The organism is Stagnihabitans lacustris (genome assembly GCF_025950525.1).
In the GTDB taxonomy this organism is placed as follows: Bacteria; Pseudomonadota; Alphaproteobacteria; order Rhodobacterales; family Rhodobacteraceae; genus Stagnihabitans.
The window spans coordinates 1-16047 of the sequence record NZ_JAPDGS010000009.1 but is presented as its reverse complement, the minus strand read 5'-3'; the positions used below and the strand labels follow the sequence as shown (position 1 = coordinate 16047).

31 protein-coding genes are annotated in these 16047 nt (G+C 61.3%); 3 read left to right on the top strand and 28 right to left on the bottom strand.

Translation table 11 applies throughout. From position 1 onward, the window contains the following. Window positions 1–60: 60 nt before the first annotated feature. The 17 genes from rplO to brnA form a co-directional block, all read right to left on the bottom strand. Window positions 61–534: a 50S ribosomal protein L15 gene (gene rplO, locus NX862_RS16840; protein WP_264495105.1), complete on the bottom strand. Its 474-nt coding sequence runs from the start codon at window positions 532–534 to the stop codon at window positions 61–63. A 127-nt stretch (window positions 535–661) separates the two neighbouring features. Further along, a complete protein-coding gene (locus tag NX862_RS16835) occupies window positions 662–946 on the bottom strand; it encodes a hypothetical protein (protein WP_264495104.1) in 285 nt (94 codons plus the stop codon). A gap of 78 nt (window positions 947–1024) precedes the next feature. Further along, on the bottom strand, window positions 1025–1462 hold the full coding sequence (locus tag NX862_RS16830; RefSeq protein ID WP_264495103.1) for a GFA family protein: 438 nt from the start codon (window positions 1460–1462) through the stop codon (window positions 1025–1027). A 71-nt stretch (window positions 1463–1533) separates the two neighbouring features. Further along, window positions 1534–2073: a hypothetical protein gene (locus NX862_RS16825; RefSeq protein ID WP_264495102.1), complete on the bottom strand. Its 540-nt coding sequence runs from the start codon at window positions 2071–2073 to the stop codon at window positions 1534–1536. Window positions 2074–2213: 140 nt separating this feature from the next. Beyond that, complete coding sequence (rpmD, locus tag NX862_RS16820) at window positions 2214–2405, bottom strand: 50S ribosomal protein L30 (RefSeq protein WP_264495101.1); 192 nt, start codon at window positions 2403–2405, stop codon at window positions 2214–2216. Between the two features lies 1 nt (window position 2406). Next, window positions 2407–2991, bottom strand: a complete 585-nt coding sequence (rpsE, locus tag NX862_RS16815; protein WP_264495100.1) for a 30S ribosomal protein S5 — start codon at window positions 2989–2991, stop codon at window positions 2407–2409. An 11-nt stretch (window positions 2992–3002) separates the two neighbouring features. Beyond that, a complete protein-coding gene (rplR, locus tag NX862_RS16810) occupies window positions 3003–3362 on the bottom strand; it encodes a 50S ribosomal protein L18 (protein ID WP_264495099.1) in 360 nt (119 codons plus the stop codon). Window positions 3363–3374: 12 nt separating this feature from the next. Beyond that, window positions 3375–3908, bottom strand: a complete 534-nt coding sequence (rplF, locus tag NX862_RS16805; protein WP_264495098.1) for a 50S ribosomal protein L6 — start codon at window positions 3906–3908, stop codon at window positions 3375–3377. 10 nt (window positions 3909–3918) lie between these two features. Continuing rightward, complete coding sequence (gene rpsH / locus NX862_RS16800) at window positions 3919–4311, bottom strand: 30S ribosomal protein S8 (protein ID WP_264495097.1); 393 nt, start codon at window positions 4309–4311, stop codon at window positions 3919–3921. Window positions 4312–4327: 16 nt separating this feature from the next. Continuing rightward, window positions 4328–4633, bottom strand: coding sequence for a 30S ribosomal protein S14 (gene rpsN, locus NX862_RS16795; protein ID WP_264495096.1), 306 nt, complete (start codon window positions 4631–4633; stop codon window positions 4328–4330). Between the two features lie 16 nt (window positions 4634–4649). After that, window positions 4650–5210, bottom strand: coding sequence for a 50S ribosomal protein L5 (rplE, locus tag NX862_RS16790; RefSeq protein ID WP_264495095.1), 561 nt, complete (start codon window positions 5208–5210; stop codon window positions 4650–4652). Beyond that, a complete protein-coding gene (gene rplX / locus NX862_RS16785; RefSeq protein WP_264495094.1) occupies window positions 5210–5515 on the bottom strand; it encodes a 50S ribosomal protein L24 in 306 nt (101 codons plus the stop codon). Before rplX ends, rplE begins: the two co-directional genes overlap by 1 nt. Beyond that, the gene (gene rplN, locus NX862_RS16780) at window positions 5515–5883 is read right to left on the bottom strand and encodes a 50S ribosomal protein L14 (RefSeq protein ID WP_168776081.1); all 369 of its coding nucleotides are present in this window, start codon (window positions 5881–5883) and stop codon (window positions 5515–5517) included. The genes rplX and rplN overlap by 1 nt, the downstream gene beginning before the upstream one ends. A 56-nt stretch (window positions 5884–5939) precedes the next feature. After that, complete coding sequence (gene rpsQ, locus NX862_RS16775) at window positions 5940–6188, bottom strand: 30S ribosomal protein S17 (protein WP_168776082.1); 249 nt, start codon at window positions 6186–6188, stop codon at window positions 5940–5942. Window positions 6189–6198: 10 nt separating this feature from the next. Next, a complete protein-coding gene (rpmC, locus tag NX862_RS16770) occupies window positions 6199–6399 on the bottom strand; it encodes a 50S ribosomal protein L29 (RefSeq protein ID WP_264495093.1) in 201 nt (66 codons plus the stop codon). A 147-nt stretch (window positions 6400–6546) separates the two neighbouring features. Continuing rightward, the gene (locus NX862_RS16765; RefSeq protein WP_264495092.1) at window positions 6547–6978 is read right to left on the bottom strand and encodes a hypothetical protein; all 432 of its coding nucleotides are present in this window, start codon (window positions 6976–6978) and stop codon (window positions 6547–6549) included. 100 nt (window positions 6979–7078) lie between these two features. Then, a complete protein-coding gene (gene brnA, locus NX862_RS16760; RefSeq protein WP_264495091.1) occupies window positions 7079–7294 on the bottom strand; it encodes a type II toxin-antitoxin system BrnA family antitoxin in 216 nt (71 codons plus the stop codon). A 226-nt stretch (window positions 7295–7520) separates the two neighbouring features. Here brnA and NX862_RS16755 point away from each other — a divergent pair, with 226 nt between their 5' ends. The 3 genes from NX862_RS16755 (at window position 7521) to NX862_RS16745 (ending at window position 9100) form a co-directional block, all read left to right on the top strand. Then, a complete protein-coding gene (locus NX862_RS16755; protein ID WP_264495090.1) occupies window positions 7521–7988 on the top strand; it encodes a hypothetical protein in 468 nt (155 codons plus the stop codon). Between the two features lie 78 nt (window positions 7989–8066). After that, window positions 8067–8663: an acyltransferase family protein gene (locus NX862_RS16750; RefSeq protein ID WP_264495089.1), complete on the top strand. Its 597-nt coding sequence runs from the start codon at window positions 8067–8069 to the stop codon at window positions 8661–8663. Continuing rightward, window positions 8636–9100 (top strand): acyltransferase, encoded by a 465-nt coding sequence (locus NX862_RS16745; protein ID WP_264495088.1) that lies wholly within the window; start codon window positions 8636–8638, stop codon window positions 9098–9100. Before NX862_RS16750 ends, NX862_RS16745 begins: the two co-directional genes overlap by 28 nt. On the opposite strand, the gene NX862_RS16740 is transcribed toward NX862_RS16745, so the two are convergent. From NX862_RS16740 to rpsJ, 11 genes are all read right to left on the bottom strand, one after another. Beyond that, the gene (locus NX862_RS16740; RefSeq protein WP_264495087.1) at window positions 9097–9720 is read right to left on the bottom strand and encodes a TIGR02466 family protein; all 624 of its coding nucleotides are present in this window, start codon (window positions 9718–9720) and stop codon (window positions 9097–9099) included. The two genes, NX862_RS16745 and NX862_RS16740, sit on opposite strands and share 4 nt — an antisense overlap. 146 nt (window positions 9721–9866) lie before the next feature. Next, entirely contained in the window at window positions 9867–10280 is a 414-nt protein-coding gene (gene rplP, locus NX862_RS16735) for a 50S ribosomal protein L16 (protein ID WP_264495086.1), read from the bottom strand. Between the two features lie 12 nt (window positions 10281–10292). After that, a complete protein-coding gene (gene rpsC / locus NX862_RS16730) occupies window positions 10293–11003 on the bottom strand; it encodes a 30S ribosomal protein S3 (protein WP_264495085.1) in 711 nt (236 codons plus the stop codon). Beyond that, window positions 11003–11383 (bottom strand): 50S ribosomal protein L22, encoded by a 381-nt coding sequence (gene rplV / locus NX862_RS16725; RefSeq protein WP_168776090.1) that lies wholly within the window; start codon window positions 11381–11383, stop codon window positions 11003–11005. The genes rpsC and rplV overlap by 1 nt, the downstream gene beginning before the upstream one ends. A 3-nt stretch (window positions 11384–11386) precedes the next feature. After that, window positions 11387–11665, bottom strand: coding sequence for a 30S ribosomal protein S19 (rpsS, locus tag NX862_RS16720; protein ID WP_264495084.1), 279 nt, complete (start codon window positions 11663–11665; stop codon window positions 11387–11389). A 3-nt stretch (window positions 11666–11668) separates the two neighbouring features. Continuing rightward, window positions 11669–12508 (bottom strand): 50S ribosomal protein L2, encoded by an 840-nt coding sequence (rplB, locus tag NX862_RS16715; RefSeq protein WP_264495083.1) that lies wholly within the window; start codon window positions 12506–12508, stop codon window positions 11669–11671. 198 nt (window positions 12509–12706) lie between these two features. Next, entirely contained in the window at window positions 12707–13744 is a 1038-nt protein-coding gene (locus tag NX862_RS16710) for a hypothetical protein (RefSeq protein WP_264495082.1), read from the bottom strand. A 99-nt stretch (window positions 13745–13843) separates the two neighbouring features. Then, a complete protein-coding gene (locus tag NX862_RS16705) occupies window positions 13844–14140 on the bottom strand; it encodes a 50S ribosomal protein L23 (RefSeq protein WP_264495081.1) in 297 nt (98 codons plus the stop codon). After that, the gene (gene rplD, locus NX862_RS16700; protein ID WP_264495080.1) at window positions 14137–14772 is read right to left on the bottom strand and encodes a 50S ribosomal protein L4; all 636 of its coding nucleotides are present in this window, start codon (window positions 14770–14772) and stop codon (window positions 14137–14139) included. Before rplD ends, NX862_RS16705 begins: the two co-directional genes overlap by 4 nt. Next, on the bottom strand, window positions 14769–15476 hold the full coding sequence (gene rplC, locus NX862_RS16695) for a 50S ribosomal protein L3 (RefSeq protein ID WP_264495079.1): 708 nt from the start codon (window positions 15474–15476) through the stop codon (window positions 14769–14771). Before rplC ends, rplD begins: the two co-directional genes overlap by 4 nt. A 13-nt stretch (window positions 15477–15489) precedes the next feature. Further along, on the bottom strand, window positions 15490–15798 hold the full coding sequence (gene rpsJ, locus NX862_RS16690) for a 30S ribosomal protein S10 (RefSeq protein WP_168776097.1): 309 nt from the start codon (window positions 15796–15798) through the stop codon (window positions 15490–15492). Window positions 15799–16047 lie beyond the last annotated feature (249 nt).

Genomic DNA, 16047 nt, shown 5'->3' with positions numbered 1-16047 from the left:
GGTTTCACCGGTCGGCGGCGCGAAGATAGATGTAGGCAGACCGTGGCCCGCCCGCAAGCCTTATTCGGCAGCCGCCGCGGACGTGACGGTCAGCGAGCCACCAGCGGCCGCAACCGCTTCGATGGCCGAGGCCGAGGCGCCGGTAACAACCAGAGTGACCTTGGAGGTCAGAACGCCCTTGGCCAGGATCCGGATGCCGTCATGCTTGGACTTGGTCAGGCCAGCGGCGACCAAGGCGTCCTCGGTGATGGTGCCCGAGATGTCCAGCTTGCCGGCGGCCACGAACTTCTCGATCAGGCCGAGGTTGATGACAGCGAATTGCTTTTGGTTGGGCTTGTTGAAGCCACGCTTCGGCAGGCGCCGATACAGCGGCATCTGACCGCCTTCGTAGCCACCCAAGGCGACGCCCGAACGGGACGACTGACCCTTGATACCGCGGCCGGCGGTCTTGCCCTTGCCCGAACCCGGACCACGCGCGACGCGCTTTTGCTTTTTGGCGGCGCCGGGATTGTCGGAAAGTTCATGAAGCTTCATGTCGCATTCTCCTATGCCGGAACTGCCTGGGCTGCGACGGCGCAGGCAAACACGGCGTTGATGATTCTTATGGCGATAGGACGCCACCGGGGGCGTATAGAGGGGTTGGGGCTGCGGGGCAAGGGCGTCAGGGGCAGCAATTCCCGCAAGTCTTGCTGAAATCCGCGTCTGGCCTGCCCTGAACCTCCGACATAAGGCGACGCAATTCCACGATGCTGACGCCACAGAGCTTGACGTAGCCGCGCTCCGTATAAGCACCAGGCTTCACCTTCTCCGACCGGATGCCCCCACATTGTGCCCGATGCAGGACCGCGTAATCCCCGGATAAACTGCGTGAGAGGTTGACCACATAGCCGTCTGGATGTGCGTTCAGCCAGTCAAGATAGGCGGCATCGTCGTCTTTGAACAGCATGGACACACCCTGTTTGACCTGGGTAGGGCGGGGTTCACCCCGCCGCTACCGTTGTCGGTGGGTTGCACCCACCCTACGCTAGTGACCCGCCGGCCAGACAAACTCCGGCCGCAGACCGCCAAACACCGGGCGGCCGTCTTGGGGCGCCGGATAGCCCTTCGTCTCATCCCAAAACGCATGGTAGCTCGCCTTGGGGAAGGTCGCGTCGTCGTAGCCCATCACGTTCGGCACCGCGACACGGATGCGGCCCACTTTGTCGTCCAGCATCAGGACGGCACCGCAATCGGTGCACAAGCAGATTTCCAGCGGGCCATCCGGGTTCTGCGCGTTGAAGGGCACCCTTTTGATCTTTTCGGGGTGGTCGACCTTCACATCGTCATGGTTGAAGAAGGCGACATGGGTCGTGTGCTGACCCGTCACAGCCTTGCAAACATTGCAATGGCACTCGTGGTTGTCGATGGGCTCGGCGTCGATCGTGACATGGACATGGGCGCAACCGCCCGCATATTTGGACATGATTTCCTCCCGGTTCGGGCTTGTCGCCCAAGACGAGCCTACCACGGGACGCGAGCGCCGATAGCGGGATTCTAGTGGACGGCGCGCAGGCAGCCCAGGGCGTCGATCACGCGTTGCGCCTCGGTCCGGCACTGCGGACAGACGACAAAGTCGATGCCCTGCGGCGCCAGGGCGTGGTGGATTTCGGCCTCCTCCCAGGTGCTGCCCTGCCGCCAGCGCAGACACTGGCCGCAGCACACCTGAGCCCCCGGGGGTGGCGCAGAGGCAGGCTTGCGGCGGCTCCGAATCTCCAGTGGCAGGTGGGACAGGCGGACGGCATTGTCCTCCAGCGGCTCGATCTGCAGTTGGAAGAGGCGCCGTTCCGCCAGACCATCGCAGCGATAGCGCACCGAAACCTTGCGGCCGGCATTGCGCGTCGCAAAAATCAGCGCATTCAGATAGCTGCGCGTGTCCAAGCCCGAGACGAAATCCCAGATCGGTCGCCCCAGCACGGCATGGGACAGGGCATCGGCGCCGCCGTTCGTTCGCGCAAAAGGGTCCCAGTTGTCGGACACCGAAAGGATGCGATTCTGGGCTGAAAGCTCATAGACACGCACAGCAGATCTCCCCATTCCTCAGATGAAGAATTCCGGTGAAATCTTAACAAAGCGTTAATTGGACGACCAAACTGGGGGGCCATTCAATAAGATTGCGTAAAGAAAAGGCGCCCCGGTTTGACCCGGGGCGCCTTTCTGTTCAATGCGAAGATCGCTTAGCCGCGCTCTTCGATGATCTTCACCATGTGAGAGACCGCGTTCACCATGCCGCGCACGGAAGGCGTATCTTCCAGCTCACGGGTGCGACGGATCTTGTTCAGGCCCAGACCCTTGAGGGTCGCGGTCTGAACGGCCGGACGGCGTGCGGCCGAGGCATATTGCTGGACGACGATGGTCTTCTTGGTCATCTCAGGCCTCCACCACTTCGGATTCCGGCTTGCGGAGGATTTCCGCGACCTTCTTGCCACGACGTGCCGCAACCTGACGCGGCGAGGTTTCGGACTTCAGCCCATCCACCGTCGCACGGATCATGTTGTAGGGATTGGTCGAGCCGATCGACTTGGCCACGACGTCCTGCAGACCCAGCATTTCGAAGACGGCCCGCATCGGGCCACCCGCGATGATCCCGGTGCCGGCCACGGCCGTCCGCATCACGACTTTCCCGGCGCCATGGCGCCCTTCCATGTCGTGGTGCAGGGTGCGGCTGTCCTTCAGCGGAACCTTGATCAGGCTGCGCTTGGCCTGCTCGGTTGCCTTGCGGATCGCCTCGGGCACTTCTTTCGCCTTGCCCTTGCCGAAGCCAACACGACCGCGCTGATCACCGACAACCACCAGGGCTGCAAAGCCGAAGCGCTTGCCGCCTTTCACGGTCTTGGAGACGCGGTTGATCGCAACCAGGCGTTCGCCGAACTCGGAAGCTTCTTCGCGGTTGTTATCGCGGTTCTGGCCACGGCCATTGCCACGATCGTCCCGGCGGTTTTCACGTTCTGCCATTTAAATTCTCCTCAGAACTTCAGGCCGCCTTCACGGGCAGCGTCGGCCAAAGCCTTGATCTTACCGTGAAAGAGGAAACCACCGCGGTCGAAATAGCACTCTTCGACCCCAGCCGCTTTGGCACGTTCCGCGATCGTGGCGCCGACTTTCGCAGCCGCCTCGACGTTGTTCTTGCCGACGAAGCCCAGTTCTTTCTCGAGCGTCGAGGCAGAGGCCAGGGTGACCCCTTTCACGTCGTCGATCAGTTGGACCATGATATTCTTGGACGAGCGGTGGACCGACAGGCGAAGACGCCCATGAGCCACTGCTTTGATCCGGTTCCGCACACGCACACGGCGCTTGAGGAACAGCTCTCGCTTGTTGTTCGCCATTTCTCTCGCCCCTTACTTCTTCTTGCCTTCCTTGCGGAAGATGAACTCGCCCTTATAGCGGATGCCTTTGCCCTTGTAGGGCTCGGGCTTGCGCCATTCGCGGATGTTCGCGGCGACCTGACCAACGAGCTGTTGATCGATGCCTTCCACCACAAGTTCGGTCTGCTTCGGGGCAGCGACGGTCACGCCGGCGGGAACCTCGAACACGACTTCATGCGAGAAACCGAGCTGCAGTTGGACATCTTTGCCCTTCATGGCAGCGCGATAACCCACGCCCTGGATTTCCAGCTCCTTCTTGAAACCGGTGGTGACACCGGTAACCAGGTTCTGGATCATCGAGCGGGACATGCCCCACTGCGAACGGGCGCGCTTGGACAGGCCACGCGGGGTGACCTTGATCATTTCGCCTTCGACCGTCAGCGTCACATCGTCGCCAGCGGTAAAGGAACGGACCCCTTTGGGACCCGTCACAGAGATGGTCTGACCCGAGACCGAGGCGGTGACACCCTTGACCAGGGCGACGGGCTTTTTGCCGATACGAGACATCTTGCCCTCCTCAGAACACGGTGCAGAGGACTTCGCCGCCAACATTGGCCGCACGGGCATTGGCATCGGTCATCACGCCCTTGGGGGTCGAGACGATGGCGATACCAAGACCATTGCGCACCTGGGCGATGTCCTTGATGGAGTTGTAAACGCGACGGCCAGGCTTGGACACGCGCTTGAGTTCACGAATGACCGGGGTGCCTTCATAATACTTGAGGCTGATGGTCAGTTCGCCTTGGCCGTTCGACGTTTCGGCCTTTTCATATCCGCGGATATAGCCTTCGGACACGAGCACATCCAGGACCCAGGCCCGCAGCTTGGAAGCCGGGGTCGAGACGGTGGATTTGCCGCGCATTTGGGCGTTGCGGATGCGGGTCAGCATATCGCCGAGAGGATCGTTCATCATCTTGCGATACTCCTTACCAGCTCGACTTCACCATGCCGGGGATCTGGCCAAAGGAGGCGAGATCACGCAGCATGATGCGGCTGAGCTTGAGCTTGCGGTAGAACGCGTGGGGACGACCGGTCAATTGGCACCGGTTGTGGATACGCGTCGCGGAAGAGTTGCGGGGCAACTGGGCAAGCTTGTGCGTTGCCTTGAAGCGCTCTTCCATCGGCTTGGTCTGGTCGGCGATCACCGTCTTGAGTGCCGCGCGCTTTGCTGCGTGCTTCTGCACGAGCTTGGCGCGTTTCACTTCGCGGTTCACCATGGATTTTTTGGCCATACTTGGTTTCCTCGCGTTACGACGTGAAGGGCATCTTGAAGTGCTTCAGCAGCGCCTTCGCTTCAGCATCCGACTTGGCGTTGGTGCAGATGATGATGTCCATGCCCAGAACTTCGTCGACTTTGTCGAAGTTGATTTCCGGGAACACGATATGCTCTTTCAAGCCCATCGCGTAGTTGCCACGACCATCGAACGCCGTGCCCTTGACGCCGCGGAAGTCGCGGACGCGGGGCAAAGCCACGGTGATCAGGCGATCAAGGAATTCATACATCCGGTCGCCCCGAAGAGTGACCTTGGTGCCCAGCGGCATCCCCTCACGAACGCGGAAGCCCGCGATCGAGTTCTTGGCCTTGGTGATCACGGCCTTTTGGCCCGCGATCAGCGTCAGATCCTCGGAGGCCTGCTTGACCTTCTTGGTGTCCTTGACGGCTTCGCCGACGCCCATGTTCAGGACGATCTTGTCCAGACGGGGGATCTGCATGTCGTTCGTGTAACCGAACTCTTCTTTCAGCGCGGCGCGGATGGCGGCCTTGTATTCGGCCTTCAGGCGCGGCGTGTAGGTGGCAGCGTCCAACATCAGATCGCCTCCCCGGTGGTCTTGGCGTAGCGGACCTTGGCTTCGCCTTCGATACGGAAGCCGACGCGGGTCGCTTTGCCATTGGCATCAACGATGGCGAGGTTGGACAGGTCGATCGGCATCGCCTTGGCGATACGACCACCCTGCGAGGCCGCCGATTGCTTGGTATGGCGGATCGCCATGTTCAAGCCGTCAACGATGGCCTTGCCGTCCTTGGGCGACACGGACGAAATCTCGCCCTGCTTGCCCTTGTCCTTGCCGGTGAGCACGACGACCTTGTCGCCCTTGCGGAGTTTCGCAGCCATTACAGCACCTCCGGCGCGAGAGAGATGATCTTCATGAAGTTCTTCGCGCGCAGTTCGCGCACGACCGGCCCGAAGATACGGGTGCCGACCGGTTCGCCCTGATTGTTCAGGATGACGGCGGCGTTCCGGTCAAAACGGATCGCGGTGCCGTCTTCACGGCGGACTTCTTTGGCGGTGCGGACGACGACGGCCTTGCGGACGTCCCCCTTCTTCACCTTGCCTTTGGGAATTGCTTCCTTGACCGACACCACGATGATGTCGCCCACGGATGCATAGCGGCGGTGCGAACCGCCCAGAACCTTGATGCACTGAACTCGGCGAGCGCCCGAGTTGTCAGCAACATCCAGGTTGGTCTGCATCTGGATCATTGGTTGTCTCCGACCTTTGGGGACTTATCTGCCCCAGGGTTTCGTTCAGTTCGTGTTCACGCCGTCGCTTGGGCGACGTCGGTGATCACAATCCAACGCTTCGATTTCGAAATCGGTGCGCATTCCTCGATGCGGACGACATCGCCTTCCTTGAACGTGTTCAAGGGGTCATGGGCCCGGTATTTCTTGGATTTGCGGATCGTCTTCTGCAGCACGGGGTGCTTGAAGCGGCGTTCGACCAGAACCGTGACGGTCTGTTCGTTCTTGTCCGAGGTGACGACACCTGAAAGGATACGCTTGGGCATCTGTCTCTCCTCAGTTCGCAGCCGCGGTGGCCATTTCGACCAGCACGGTTTTCACGCGGGCAACGTCCTTGCGGACCTTGTTGATGCGTGCAGTATTTTCGAGTTGGTTGGTCGCGGCCTGAAAGCGCAGGTTGAAGGCTTCTTTCTTCAACGCCACCAGCTGCTCGCGCAGCTGATCAGGGGTCTTGGAGCGCAGATCTTTGGCGTCCATGTCGTCCTCTTTCTCTGTCACCAGACGGCCCCAAGGGTAACCGTTGTCCTGGTGGATGAATATAACACGACGATTCCGAGTCGCCCCGGAACCGCAGATGCGCCCGTATAGGGGGGTTGCGCCTGTGGGGCAAGGGGGAAATGGGGGTCAGCACCGGCTTGGCTTTGGGACGACACGACCATAGGCATCCAGCGCCTTCTCGCGTTTGGCTGGAGAGCCCATGTAGTCGGTTTCGGTCGACTTCCCTGCACGGTCCTCAACTAGTATGGTAAAGCCCGGTCCCACCGTGTCGACACGATAGACGACTTCCGCCCGGTGGAAGTCATCCCACGAGACACCGGCTTTTGTGCATTGTGCCGCAAGAGCCTCTGGAACGCGTTGCAGGGCCGCAATCAGATTTGCCCGCGCATCTCCCTCCATCACGACACCACCCAAAAGGTCAAGTCTGAGGGTCTTCCCTGGCGAGTTGTGGGCGTCCCTATAGACATCCAGGTCGTAGAAACCTGTCATGAGGCTGATGCCACTGCCGAGAGAGTCAGCGACGTTGTGAACGATGGCCTGCAACTTCGCGTGTTTCATATCTCACCCCTCCATCTTGGGCTAACGCCCGCGCGACGATCATGCCGAGCCATGATCGAAGCTCACCAAGATCAACTCTTCCTCGGCCTCTCGCAACCACCTACCCCAGCTTCTCTGCAATCCACATCTTGATCAGAGACTGCCGGGTGACGCCCAGGCGCCCGGCTTCCTTGTCCAGACCCGAGACCATCCAGGCCGGGAAATCCACATTAACCCGCCGCGCCTCAAGATTGGGGCGGCGTGCCGTTGACCAATCGACATGGGCGCTGATGTCCTCGCCTTTGTCGAACTTTTCGTCAAACTCTTCTGCTTTCATCTTCGTTGACCTCAAGCTCTGCGGGTCGGCATCATGGGTAGGGTGCGTGATTCACGCACCTCTCCCTAACACGAATGGTGCGTGAAATCACGCACCCTACCCAAGCGCTTTCAACGCCGACTTCTGGACATTCCCCCGGCCAAGGTCATCCTTGCCCCCCGCCCCCGTCAACCATTTCGCCAATCTTCTCCCGCATGATCCCCCCCGACCCAACCCGGAGCCCACCTTGCGCCTGACCCTTGCCTGCCTCCTAACCCTCTCCCCCCTGCCCGTCCTCGCCCAGGAGGTCGATCTCTCCTGGCTGATGGAGGCGCATTACGCCGCCATCTCGACCACTTCGGAAAGCGTGACGGGGGATATCGACCTTTCGGCCGAAGACTGGGTCTGGACCGTCGATTTCCAGGGGGGCGCCAGCCTGGACGCCAGCTTTGTCGAGCAGCGCTCTTCCGCCTGGATGCCCGGCGACGGAGAGGTCTGGGCCGGCGCCGTGCTGGCGGTCGAAGAGGACCCGGGCGAGCTGGAAAACGGCAACACAATCTGCGGCGAGGACGAGGCCAGCTTCATCGTTTTCACCCCCATCGACGCGGCCCAGATCGGCGCCGAGCTGCAAATCGCCGTCTTCTCGGGTGAGACCCCGCCCGAAAACATCGAAGATCCCAGCCTATGTGGCACCTATAATTACGCGATCCGCTAGGCTTGGGCCAAATCCGGCGCGTGATTGACAGGCAACGGGCCGGGGCCTAGCCTTGGCCATGCCCTTGCGGACCCATCCATGAAACATGACGCGCTTTCGGGCCAGCCCGCTTTTGACTGGCTGCGCTTTGTCCTGGCTTTGCTGGTCCTCCTGGGCCACGAGAAGATTTTCGAATACCCGCCCTTTGACCCGGGCCATGCGGTCGATGTCTTCCTCGCGCTCAGCGGCTGGTTGATCGGCGGCATCCTGCTGTCGACCCAGGTTCAAGACCTGCCGCGCTTTTTCTACAACCGCGTCACCCGGGTCTGGCTGCCCTATTTCGTCGCCGTGGCAGGGCTTTACCTCTTTGCGGCCCTGCGCGACGGGATCGACGCCTTCTGGGTCAAATACCTGTTCTTTGACCTGACCTTCACACATTACACCTTCACGATCTTCCCCCAGGCCCATGCGGAACTTCCCCTGCAAGGCACCGGCAACCACTTCTGGAGCATTTCGGTCGAGGAGCAATTCTACCTGATGTTGCCGCTGGGGCTGGCGTTGCGGCAATGGCTGGGGCGCGACTGGCCCTGGTTCGTGGCGGTCGCCCTCATCATGCTTTGCGGAGACAGTTTCCGCCCATCGCCTTTGGCGTGCTGGCCATCACCTCTGTGCGCCGCTACGGAGATTGGCACCTGACGCTGATCGGTCGTTGGGGGATACGCGCCGTGGCGCTTGGCATCGGCGCGCTTTTTGCCCTCGGCTATGTCTCGATCTGGCTGAACGCGGCCTTTGGGGTTGCCGTCGTCATGGCGTTGTCCATGCCCGGGCGCCGCTCGGGCTTTGGGCAAGTGCTGGGCGGGATGTCCTATCCGCTGTATCTCAACGCCTGGGTCGGCGCCTTTGCGGCCAACTTCATCGCCAAGCGCCTTGATCTGCCCGCGGCGGCCCATCACGCGCTGGTCTGCGCCCTCGCCGTCCTGGTGGCCTTTGTCCTTTGGGCCTGCGTTGACCGGCAAATCCTGGCGCGACGCAATGGCTGGTATCGGCCTTGGGCGGGTCAGACTGCCGCCCTGTCCGGCTATGTGCTGACGGGGATCGGGCTGATCGGCGGCCTCTGGATCTTTGCGCCCTAGGCCCAGTTGTAGTTGAAGCTGACCGAGATCCGCTCTTCCTCGGCCATGTTCATCGGCACCTCGTGGCGCAGCCAGCTTTCCCAAAGCAGGACCTCACCGACCGAGGGTTTGACATAGACAAAGGGTTGCAGGCTTTGATCCGCCGTCTTCAGCCGCAGCGGCCCGTTCATCATCATGGCGTGGCGCGGGTCTTCCAGCTTCAAGGCCGAGGTCCCTTCCGGCATCGACACATAGGTCGTCCCCGAGATCACCGCATGAGGATGGATATGCGACCCATGCGAGCCGCCTTCGGGAAGGATGTTGATCCAAAAGCTGTCACATTTCAGCTTCTTGCCAGCCAGGTCAAAGCCCAGATCCTCGACAAAGGCCGCGACATGCTTGTCCAGCGCCTTTTGCAGATCGGCAAAGATCGGCGCGCGCCAGGGCAGGTCGTTCAACGAGGCATAGGACGTATAGCCCGGATAGCCGTTTTCCTCGCACCAGGCCTGGCCCGCCTCGTCATCCTCGGCCATGGCCTCGCAGGTCTGGCGCAGCTCCTTGTAGTCGACCTTGGGCTTGGCCAGGTCGTTCAAAGTGGCGTGATACAGGCGGGTGACAAACAGCGACGAGATTTCGGCCATGGGAGTCTCCTTTTGCCCCGCTTACACCCGCGCCCCCTGCCCCGACAAGCGCTCTGCATCCGCTGCGTAGCCCGGGGCATGCCCCGGGTCCAAAAGCAAAGGGCCGAGGTTTCCCCCGGCCCTTTCCGAAACATGGCAAGCGAGGCTTACCAGTCTTCTTTGGTGATGATCCGCGAGGTGACCGGCAGCTTCATCGCACCGAGGCGCAGGGCCTCACGCGCGATGACTTCCGACACGCCGTCGATCTCGAACATGATCCGACCGGGCTTGACCTTGGCCGCCCAGTAGTCGGTCGAGCCCTTACCAGAGCCCATCCGGACTTCGATCGGCTTGGCCGACACCGGGACGTCCGGGAAAATCCGGATCCAGACACGGCCCTGACGCTTCATGTAGCGGGTGATCGCGCGGCGAGCCGCTTCGATCTGCCGCGCCGTGACGCGCTCGGGCTCGGTGGCCTTCAGGCCGAAGGAACCGAAGTTCAGCAGGAACCCACCCTTGGCTTCGCCATGGATGCGGCCCTTGTGCATCTTGCGGAACTTGGTGCGCTTGGGTTGCAGCATCTCTTCTCTCCCTTATGCGCGTTCGCGGCGCGGAGCGCGCGGCGCGGGGCTGTCAGCTTGTTCAGCCAGACGACGGTCATGGGCCTGGGGATCATGCTCAAGGATTTCGCCTTTGAAGATCCAGACCTTCACACCAATGATCCCATAGGGGGTCTTGGCTTCGGACAGCGCATAGTCGATGTCGGCGCGCAGCGTGTGCAGCGGAACGCGACCTTCGCGATACCATTCGGTCCGCGCGATTTCTGCACCACCCAGACGACCACCGACGTTGACCCGGATCCCCAGGGCGCCGATGCGCATCGCGTTCTGCACGCCGCGCTTCATCGCACGACGGAAGGACACGCGACGCTCCATCTGCTGAGCGATCGACTCGGCCACCAGCTGAGCGTCAAGCTCGGGCTTGCGGACTTCGACGATGTTCAGGTGCAGTTCCGACTTGGTGAAAACCGCAAGCTTCTTGCGCAGGGTTTCGATATCGGCGCCTTTTTTGCCGATGATCACGCCCGGACGCGCGGTGAAGATCGTGACGCGGCACTTCTTGTGCGGACGCTCGATGATCACCTTGGAGATGCCGGCCGCCTTGCACTCGGTATGCACGAAGTCGCGCATCTTGAGGTCTTCCAGCAGCAGGTTGCCGTAATCTTTCGATTCAGCGAACCAACGGCTGTCCCAGGTGCGGTTGACCTGCAGACGCATCCCGATCGGGTTGACTTTCTGACCCATTACGCAGTCTCCCCGACTTGGCGCAGCTTGATGGTAATTTCCGAGAACGGCTTCATGATCTTGCCGAAGCGACCACGAGCGCGCGGACGGCCACGCTTCATCACGAGATTCTTGCCGACCCAGGCTTCCGCAACCACCAGGGCGTCAACGTCCAGGTTGTGGTTGTTTTCAGCGTTGGCAATTGCCGACTGAAGGCATTTCTTCACGTCATTGGCGACACGGCGCTTCGAGAAGGTCAAATCGGCCAAGGCCTTGTCGACTTTCTTGCCGCGGATCAGACCGGCGACGAGGTTCAGCTTCTGTTCCGACCCGCGCAACATGCGCAGAACGGCCATAGCCTCATTGTCCGCCACACGGCGCGGAGCTTTTTCCTTACCCATGGCTTATTTCCTCTTCGCTTTCTTGTCGGCGGCGTGGCCGTAGTAGGTCCGGGTCGGCGAATATTCACCGAACTTCTGACCGATCATATCCTCGGACACGTTGACCGGGATGTGCTTCTTGCCGTTGTAGACGCCGAAGGTCAGACCGACGAACTGCGGCAGGATGGTGGAACGACGCGACCAGATCTTGATCACTTCGCTTTTGCCCGAAGCGCGGGCTTTCTCGGCCTTCGTCAGAAGGTAGCCGTCGACGAACGGGCCTTTCCAGAGGGAACGTGCCATGGATTAGCGCCCTTTCTTCTTGGCGTGACGCGAGCGGACGATAAGCTTGTCCGACTGCTTCGGTTTGCGGGTCTTGTTGCCCTTGGTGCCCTTGCCCCACGGCGTAACCGGGTGGCGGCCACCAGAGGTCCGGCCTTCACCACCACCATGCGGGTGGTCGATCGGGTTCATGGCAACGCCGCGCACTGTCGGGCGGATGCCCATCCAGCGCGAACGACCGGCTTTACCGAAGTTCTGGTTCGAGTTGTCGGGGTTCGACACGGCACCGATGGTGGCCATGCATTCCTGACGGACCATGCGCAGCTCGCCCGAGGACAGGCGGATCTGAGCGTAGCCACCGTCGCGGCCGACGAATTGTGCGTAGGTGCCAGCGGCACGCGCCAGCTGACCGCCCTTGCCGGGCTTCAGCTCGACGTTGTGAACGATCGCACCGATCGGCATGCCCGAGAAGGGCATCGCGTTACCGGGCTTCACGTCGACCTTGGCGCCAGCGATCACTTGATCACCAACAGCCAGACGCTGCGGAGCGAGGATATAGGCCAGCTCGCCATCGGCATATTTCACCAAAGCGATGAAGGCCGTGCGGTTGGGGTCATATTCGATACGCTCGACCGTGGCGGCCACGTCGAACTTGGTGCGCTTGAAATCGACGACGCGGTAGAGGCGCTTGTGACCGCCCCCCTTGTGCCACATCGTGATGCGGCCCGTGTTGTTACGCCCGCCCGTCCCGATCAAACCTTCGGTCAGCGCCTTGATGGGGCGACCTTTGAAAAGATCCGAACGGTCGATCAGAACCAACCCGCGTTGGCCAGGCGTCGTCGGCTTATACGACTTAAGTGCCATGCTTTCTGTCTTCCGTCGTTGTGGGGTCTTGCGACCCAAAAGGAGCGCCGAAGCTCTCCGGTTTCATAGGGCGCCGAAGCTCCCAACGTAAACGCAATAGCCCCGGAACGAATCCCGGGGCGCAGGCGATGCGCTCAGATAGTGGAGTGCAGGGGGGAGGTCAAGCGCTTGGAACCGAGTTTTCCAAGGCCGGATGGGCTACCGAAGTGGTCGCTCCCGATTCTTGTCTTGCTCAAAGGGAAAGACCGGAGCCAACAGAGGATTTCTTTGGGCAAGTTGGTGACCCAAAGAGTCCTTCGGTGCCATGATATCCGAAGGCGGCGGCGGAAGACCAGTGCCGTCCCGTGCGGCATGGAGGATGAGATGGCTGCCGATCACAAATCCGAACGCCTCGGCCTCTGGCCAAGCAAGGCGATACTCCGGTCCGAGGCAAAGTGCCCGCTTGGGCGTATCAGGCAAGCCACGCCAGAACCAACTGTGGTTGGTCCACATGATATTGAGCGGCTCGGTGATCTCAGCGTAGACAACATCCAAATCTTGGCACAGGCGATCAAAAAGTGCCGCTGCGTCACATGTGGCCTTAAGTTCGAAGCTGACCGTGGCCAAAAGGAAATGGCTTCGGATCAAGTGTCCATATTTCCCATCGGCAAATGTGCTTTCGCAGGGAATCGACATCAAGATGTCTCCGAAGGGCGCGCCCGCCTTGAGGAACAAGTTAGGATCCTGCGCAAAGGCTTCCAAAAGCGGCTTCATCTCACCGTCGATCACCTTGCCCTGAAGGCCTTCCCCGTTTTCGAAGCGACGCGGCAAGGCTTCAGGCATCACCTCGGCCAAGGTTTCGAGCATACGCGCCAGGCCGTGCGCATGAAACGCTTCCCCGTCCGTGAACCAAAACGTCATCCAGCAAGGGTCCGTCACGCGACCAACGGGGAGCTCGCCACGTTTCGTCGCGGTTTGATAGCTGCCCCGCTGATGGTCAATGAGCACACCTTTGGTCCGGACCAAGGCCTCGGTGAGCCAGGCGTCAACCCTGCTCCAGTCCCCTTCGCTTGCCCTTCCCTCGAAAGCGATCTGCCACATGAACCGTCGCGCGCCGACAACTTTCGACTCGGACGGCAGGATGTCCTCGGCCTCGCAAGAAAACGGTCCGGAGACGGAAAGCGACGCGCCCCGAAAGGGTTCAGTCACCGGAAGGATCGCGGGTTTGGCCGCGTAAAGGATGAAATCGTAGCTCATGCCCCGCCCCTGTTCCGCACAGGTTAGAGGGAGCTAGCCCAAAAAGAAACCCCCAGCACCTTGCGGTGCCAGGGGTCCCAATGCCTTACCACCTGCGGCTTACAGCCCGGTCGTCACGTCAATCGTGTGGCCGCTTTCCAGCGTCACATAGGCTTTCTTCACGTCGCTGCGCTCGCCGGGGCGGCCGCGGAAACGCTTGGTCTTGCCCTTGGTGATCGTCGTGTTGACGGCCTTCACCTTCACACCAAAGACAGCCTCGACGGCTTCCTTGATCTTGGGCTTGGTGGCGTCCATCGCGACTTTGAAGACGACGGCACCGTTTTCAGAGGCCAGGGTGGCCTTCTCGGTGATGATCGGCTTCTTGATCAGGTCGTAGTGTTCGGGTTTCGCGCTCATTTCAGACCCCCTTGGCCAAGACGGGCCTCCAAAGCTTCGATACCTGCCTTGGTGATCACCAGGGTGTCACGCTTCAGGATATCATACACATTGGCGCCGATCGCGGGCAGAGCGTCGATGCCTGCGATGTTGCGCGCGGCCAGGGCGAAATTCGCCTCGATCGCAGCACCATCGATGACCAGAACGCGCTTCCAACCCAGCTCCGACACCTGCTTGGCGAGGATCGCGGTCTTGGCTTCGGCGAGCGTCGCCACGTCCAGGATCACCAGCTCACCGGCCTTGGCCTTGGCCGACAGCGCATGACGCAGGCCCAAAGCGCGGAATTGCTTGGGCAGGTCATGGGCGTGGCTGCGGGGCGTCGGGCCCTTGTAGACGCCACCGTGACGGAAGATCGGAGCCTTCTTGGAACCGTGGCGAGCGCCGCCGGTGCCCTTCTGGCGATAGATCTTCTTGGTCGAATAGGAGACGTCCGACTTGCCCAGCGTCGAGTGGGTGCCGGCTTGCGCCTTGGCGCGCTGCCAACGGACCACGCGGTGCAGGATGTCTGCACGGGGTTCCAGACCGAAGAGGGCCTCGTTCAGCTCGATCGAGCCGGCGGTGCCGCCGTCCAGAGTGATCACATCGAGTTTCATGCTTCACCCCCATCAACCGCAACCACAGCAGCAGCGCGGACAGCCGCCGGCAAAGGCAGACCAGCCGGAGCGGCCTTCTTGACGGCGTCCTTGATCGTGACCCAGCCGCCGGCATGGCCGGGGACAGCGCCCTTGATCATCAGCAGGCCGCGTTCGGCATCCGTGCGGACCACTTGCAGGTTCTGCGTGGTCGAACGGACGGCGCCCATGTGGCCAGCCATCTTCTTGCCCTTGAACACCTTGCCGGGGTCCTGGCACTGGCCGGTCGAACCGTGCGAACGGTGCGAAACCGACACACCGTGCGAGGCGCGCAAGCCGCCAAAGTTGTGCCGCTTCATGGCACCGGCGAAACCCTTACCGGACGAGGTGCCGGCGATGTCCACGAACTGGCCTGCCAGATAATGGTCAGCGGTGATTTCCGCGCCCACATCAATCAAGCAATCCGGGGTCACGCGGAATTCGGCAACCTTGCGCTTCGGAGCCACGTTCGCCTTGGCGAAGTGACCGCGCTGCGCGGCGGTTGTGTTCTTGGCTTTGGCCGTGCCGGCGCCGAGCTGGACGGCGGTGTAGCCATCCTTGTCAACGGTCCGTTGTGCGACGACCTGAAGCGAATCGAGTTGAAGAACGGTCACAGGAACCTGCGTGCCGTTTTCCAGGAACAGCCGGGTCATGCCCAGCTTCTTTGCAATCGTGCCCGAGCGCATGTCTGTTGCTCCCTTACACTTTGATCTCGACATCCACGCCAGCGGCGAGGTCGAGCTTCATCAGCGCGTCCACGGTCTGGGGGGTCGGATCAACGATGTCGAGAAGACGCTTGTGCGTGCGGATTTCCCACTGGTCGCGCGACTTCTTGTCGATGTGCGGACCACGGAGAACCGTGAACTTTTCGATCTTGTTGGGGAGCGGGATGGGACCGCGAACCGTGGCGCCCGTGCGCTTGGCCGTGTTGACGATTTCCTGGGTGCTGGCATCCAGCACGCGGAAGTCGAAGGCCTTGAGCCGGATGCGAATGGTTTGACCTTGCATCTGTTCTTCCTTCGGAACGTAGAGCGAGCGACATGCCCGGTCCATAGGTTCCCTGTTTATGGTCGTAACACTGCTTGTGGGCAGTAAGACGAGGGCGGGGATTACCCCCGCCCTGCGCAAACATCAAGATGATTCGAAGAGCGTGACGGCCTTATTTTCAAAGCCCGTCCAGGGGCGGGGCGAACCCCGCCGCTGCTTACTTCAGGATCTTGGACACGACGCCTGCGCCGACGGTGCGGCCGCCTTCAC

Bases quoted from the DNA above. Each gene is read 5' to 3' on its own strand.
- rplO (WP_264495105.1), bottom strand. From the start codon at position 534: ATGAAGCTTCATGAACTTTCCGACAATCCCGGCGCCGCCAAAAAGCAA.
- NX862_RS16835 (WP_264495104.1), bottom strand. From the start codon at position 946: ATGCTGTTCAAAGACGACGATGCCGCCTATCTTGACTGGCTGAACGCA.
- NX862_RS16830 (WP_264495103.1), bottom strand. From the start codon at position 1,462: ATGTCCAAATATGCGGGCGGTTGCGCCCATGTCCATGTCACGATCGAC.
- NX862_RS16825 (WP_264495102.1), bottom strand. From the start codon at position 2,073: ATGGGGAGATCTGCTGTGCGTGTCTATGAGCTTTCAGCCCAGAATCGC.
- rpmD (WP_264495101.1), bottom strand. From the start codon at position 2,405: ATGACCAAGAAGACCATCGTCGTCCAGCAATATGCCTCGGCCGCACGC.
- rpsE (WP_264495100.1), bottom strand. From the start codon at position 2,991: ATGGCAGAACGTGAAAACCGCCGGGACGATCGTGGCAATGGCCGTGGC.
- rplR (WP_264495099.1), bottom strand. From the start codon at position 3,362: ATGGCGAACAACAAGCGAGAGCTGTTCCTCAAGCGCCGTGTGCGTGTG.
- rplF (WP_264495098.1), bottom strand. From the start codon at position 3,908: ATGTCTCGTATCGGCAAAAAGCCCGTCGCCCTGGTCAAGGGTGTCACC.
- rpsH (WP_264495097.1), bottom strand. From the start codon at position 4,311: ATGAACGATCCTCTCGGCGATATGCTGACCCGCATCCGCAACGCCCAA.
- rpsN (WP_264495096.1), bottom strand. From the start codon at position 4,633: ATGGCCAAAAAATCCATGGTGAACCGCGAAGTGAAACGCGCCAAGCTC.
- rplE (WP_264495095.1), bottom strand. From the start codon at position 5,210: ATGTTGGACGCTGCCACCTACACGCCGCGCCTGAAGGCCGAATACAAG.
- rplX (WP_264495094.1), bottom strand. From the start codon at position 5,515: ATGGCTGCGAAACTCCGCAAGGGCGACAAGGTCGTCGTGCTCACCGGC.
- rplN (WP_168776081.1), bottom strand. From the start codon at position 5,883: ATGATCCAGATGCAGACCAACCTGGATGTTGCTGACAACTCGGGCGCT.
- rpsQ (WP_168776082.1), bottom strand. From the start codon at position 6,188: ATGCCCAAGCGTATCCTTTCAGGTGTCGTCACCTCGGACAAGAACGAA.
- rpmC (WP_264495093.1), bottom strand. From the start codon at position 6,399: ATGGACGCCAAAGATCTGCGCTCCAAGACCCCTGATCAGCTGCGCGAG.
- NX862_RS16765 (WP_264495092.1), bottom strand. From the start codon at position 6,978: ATGAAACACGCGAAGTTGCAGGCCATCGTTCACAACGTCGCTGACTCT.
- brnA (WP_264495091.1), bottom strand. From the start codon at position 7,294: ATGAAAGCAGAAGAGTTTGACGAAAAGTTCGACAAAGGCGAGGACATC.
- NX862_RS16750 (WP_264495089.1), top strand. From the start codon at position 8,067: ATGAAACATGACGCGCTTTCGGGCCAGCCCGCTTTTGACTGGCTGCGC.
- NX862_RS16740 (WP_264495087.1), bottom strand. From the start codon at position 9,720: ATGGCCGAAATCTCGTCGCTGTTTGTCACCCGCCTGTATCACGCCACT.
- rplP (WP_264495086.1), bottom strand. From the start codon at position 10,280: ATGCTGCAACCCAAGCGCACCAAGTTCCGCAAGATGCACAAGGGCCGC.
- rpsC (WP_264495085.1), bottom strand. From the start codon at position 11,003: ATGGGTCAGAAAGTCAACCCGATCGGGATGCGTCTGCAGGTCAACCGC.
- rplV (WP_168776090.1), bottom strand. From the start codon at position 11,383: ATGGGTAAGGAAAAAGCTCCGCGCCGTGTGGCGGACAATGAGGCTATG.
- rpsS (WP_264495084.1), bottom strand. From the start codon at position 11,665: ATGGCACGTTCCCTCTGGAAAGGCCCGTTCGTCGACGGCTACCTTCTG.
- rplB (WP_264495083.1), bottom strand. From the start codon at position 12,508: ATGGCACTTAAGTCGTATAAGCCGACGACGCCTGGCCAACGCGGGTTG.
- NX862_RS16710 (WP_264495082.1), bottom strand. From the start codon at position 13,744: ATGAGCTACGATTTCATCCTTTACGCGGCCAAACCCGCGATCCTTCCG.
- NX862_RS16705 (WP_264495081.1), bottom strand. From the start codon at position 14,140: ATGAGCGCGAAACCCGAACACTACGACCTGATCAAGAAGCCGATCATC.
- rplD (WP_264495080.1), bottom strand. From the start codon at position 14,772: ATGAAACTCGATGTGATCACTCTGGACGGCGGCACCGCCGGCTCGATC.
- rplC (WP_264495079.1), bottom strand. From the start codon at position 15,476: ATGCGCTCGGGCACGATTGCAAAGAAGCTGGGCATGACCCGGCTGTTC.
- rpsJ (WP_168776097.1), bottom strand. From the start codon at position 15,798: ATGCAAGGTCAAACCATTCGCATCCGGCTCAAGGCCTTCGACTTCCGC.